This window comes from Oceanobacter sp. 4_MG-2023 (assembly GCF_030689165.1).
GTDB lineage: Bacteria > Pseudomonadota > Gammaproteobacteria > Pseudomonadales > Oceanobacteraceae > Oceanobacter.
On sequence record NZ_JAUYVV010000046.1, the window covers coordinates 1 to 3,788 of the forward strand.

Consider the following 3,788-nt stretch of genomic DNA (forward strand, 5'->3'; position numbering starts at 1 on the left):
ATTGATGAAAACTCTGGCGCCAGCTCGGTTATTTACACCGCAGCGACCGATGACGCGACAGCGGTTTATAGCCTCTCAGGCACAGATGCGTCACTGTTCAGCATCAACTCTGCTACAGGCGAAGTCACCTTGTTGGCCGACGCTGATTATGAGAGCAAGTCCAGCTACAACTTTACTGTAATCGCCACCGATGGAGCCGGTAACCATACCGATCAAACCGTCACCTTGGCGGTCAATAACCTGGATGAAGCAGCGCCAAGCATTACATCTGGCGCTATCGCCACTGCGATCGATGAAAACAGCGGTGCTGGCAGTGTGATTTATACCGCCACCGCGGATGACTCCGCAGATATCTCTGATGGCGTCACCTTCAGTCTGTCAGGCGACGATGCGGCGTACTTCTCGATTGATGCCAGCACCGGTGAAGTGACTCTGTTGGCCGATGCTGATTACGAGACCAAGTCCAGCTACAACTTTACTGTAATCGCCAGCGATGGCGCCGGTCACTTCACTGACCAGACCGTCACTCTGGCGGTGAATAACCTGGATGAAGTGGGGCCTGTATTTACCTCCGGTACGTTGGCAGATGCCATTGACGAAAATTCTGGTGCCAGCTCGGTTATTTACACCGCAGCGACCGATGACGCGACAGCGGTTTATAGCCTCTCAGGCACAGATGCGTCACTGTTCAGCATTAATTCAGCCACCGGCGAAGTGACTTTGTTGGCTGATGCCGATTACGAGACCAAGTCCAGTTACAGCTTTACCGTCACCGCCACCGATGGAGCCGGTAACCACACTGATCAAACTGTCACCCTGGCGGTGAATAACCTGGATGAAGCAGCGCCAAGCATTACATCTGGCGCTACGGCCACCTCGATCGATGAAAACTCTGGTGCCGGACAGGTGGTGTATACCGCTGTTGCTGATGACTCTGCTGATATTTCGGATGGCGTAACGTTTAGCCTCAGTGGTACTGACGCGGCTTACTTCACCATTGATACCAATACTGGAGAAGTGACTCTAAAAGCGGATGCTGACTATGAAACCAAGTCCAGCTACAGCTTTACCGTCACCGCTACCGATGGCGCCGGTCACTTCACTGATCAGATCGTGACGCTGGCGGTCAATGATCTGGATGAGTCAGGACCGGTATTTAACTCCGGCACGTTGGCTGATGCCATTGATGAAAACTCTGGTGCCAGCTCGGTTATTTACACCGCAGCGACCGATGACGCGACAGCGGTTTATAGCCTCTCAGGCACAGATGCGTCACTGTTCAGCATCAACTCTGCTACAGGCGAAGTGACCTTGTTGGCGGATGCGGATTATGAGAGCAAGTCCAGCTACAACTTTACTGTAATCGCCACCGATGGAGCCGGTAACCACACCGACCAAATCGTTACTTTAGCAGTCAATAACCTGGATGAAGTCGCACCGACGATTACGTCTGGCGCTACGGCCACTGCGATTGATGAAAACAGCGGTGCGGGCAGTGTGATTTATACCGCCACCGCGGATGACTCCGCAGATATCTCTGATGGCGTCACCTTCAGTCTGTCAGGCGACGATGCGGCGTACTTCAGCATCAACTCCGCTACAGGCGAAGTGACTTTGTTGGCGGATGCCGACTACGAGACCAAGTCCAGCTATTCATTTGTGGTCACGGCCACAGACGGAGCAGGCAACTTCACCAACCAAACCGTGACGCTGGCGGTCAACGATCTGGATGATACCGCTCCAGACGTCAGCATTGTATTGGCTCCCGCACAGGTACAACTGGGATATGCCACGGTACAAGATTATTTTCCGCAAATCACTGAGGTGGGCAGCGATGGTGCCTATGCGGTGACCTGGCTCGGTCGGGATAGCGACTGGGATTATTCGATCTTTGTACAGGCCTTTAGTGCCGATGGTTCTCTTAATGGCACTATTGTACCGCTGACAGCGCCCAATCATTATGACTATGGCCCGCAAATCACCGCGGTGGGCAGCGGTGGCGCCTATGTGGTGACCTGGTATGGAGCAGATAGCGCTAATGATTATTCGATCTTTGTGCAGGCCTTTAATGCCGATGGTTCTCTTAATGGCACCGCGGTACAGCTGGAAGCGCTGGGTAATACCACTGGTCATGACTTTGATCCTCAAATCACCGCGGTGGGCAGCGATGGCGCCTATGTGGTGACTTGGAATGGAGCAGATAGCGCTAACGATTATTCGATCTTTGTGCAGGCGTTTAAGGCCGATGGTTCTTTCAACGGTGACACAGTACAGCTGGAAGCGCCGGGTAATACCACCTACCCTCAAATTACCGCCGTGGGCACTGATGGCGCCTATGTGGTGACCTGGTACGGTGATGATAGCGACGGTGATTATTCGATCTTTGTGCAGGCGTTTAAGGCCGATGGTTCTTTCAACGGTGACACAGTACAGCTGGAAGTGCCGGGTAATACCACCGCTGATGATTGGTACCCTCAAATCACCGCCGTGGGCACTGATGGCGCCTATGTGGTGACCTGGTACGGGGCCGATAGCGGCGGTGATGATTCGATCTTTGTGCAGGCGTTTGATGCTGATGGTTCATTGAGTGGCACCACGGTACAGTTGGAAGCGTTGGGCAATAACGCTGGGCATGATTTGCTACCCCAAATCACCTCGGTGGGCAGCGATGGTGCCTATGTGGTGACCTGGTATGGGTATGACGGTGTTGGCTATGGAGGGAATACCTCGATCTTCATTCAGGCCTTTAATGCCGAAGGCTCTCTCGATGGCAGCACGGTACAGCTGGAAGCGCTGGGTAATACCACCGGTGAAGATTATGCTCCACAAATCACCGCAGTAGGCAGCGATGGCGCCTATGTGGTGACCTGGTACGGTGAGGATAGCAACAATGACTATTCGGTCTTTGTTCAGGCATTTAACGCCGATGGTTCTTTCAACGGTGCCACGGTACAACTGGAGGCCTTGGGTAATACCACCGGTGATGACTATGATCCGCAAATCACCGCAGTGGGCAGCGATGGAGCCTATGTGGTGACCTGGTATGGAGAGAATAGTGACGGTAATAATTCGATCTTTATGCAGGCCTTTAATGCTGATGGCTCGCTGGTTGAGGATAGCACCTATGAAACCGGTGAGCTGGTGACACTGCAAAGCAGCGAAGCGGGTACGGTGTATCTGGTCAGCGATACGGTCACCGTAACCAGTGAATCTGATATTACCAGCGCCAGCAGTCATCTCTGGGTCGCCGCAACACTGGCAGCAGCAGGCACCGTCACGGTGGATACCACGGCGCTGGCCTATGGCGATTATTACGCTTATGCCGTCGACAATGCCGGCAATCTGAGTCTGGTTTCTGATGAGCGAGTCACATTAGCCGATCAAACAGCGCCGACCTTTACCTCGGATGCCACCATCCCCGCCATTGACGAAAACTCCGGTGAGAACGTGGTGATTTACACCGCGACCACGGATGATGCGGCAGCGGTTTATTCGTTGTCTGGTACAGATGCATCACTGTTCAGCATCAACTCCGCTACAGGCGAAGTCACTTTGTTGGCGGATGCGGATTACGAAACCAAACCAAGCTACAGCTTTACTGTTACAGCCACCGATGGAGCCGGTAACCACACCGACCAAATCGTTACTTTAGCAGTCAATAACCTGGATGAAGTGGCACCGACGATTACCTCTGGCGCTACGGCTACTGCCATCGATGAAAACTCTGGTGCTGGGCAAGTGGTGTATACCGCCACTGCGGATGACTCTGCTGATATTTCTGATGGCGT

General features: G+C 53.3%; 1 protein-coding gene. It reads left to right on the plus strand.

The window, feature by feature from the left end; all coding sequences use genetic code 11:
• The coding region (locus Q8W24_RS16600; RefSeq protein WP_305476003.1) for a cadherin repeat domain-containing protein at window positions 1–3,788 on the plus strand (3,788 nt) is incomplete at both ends.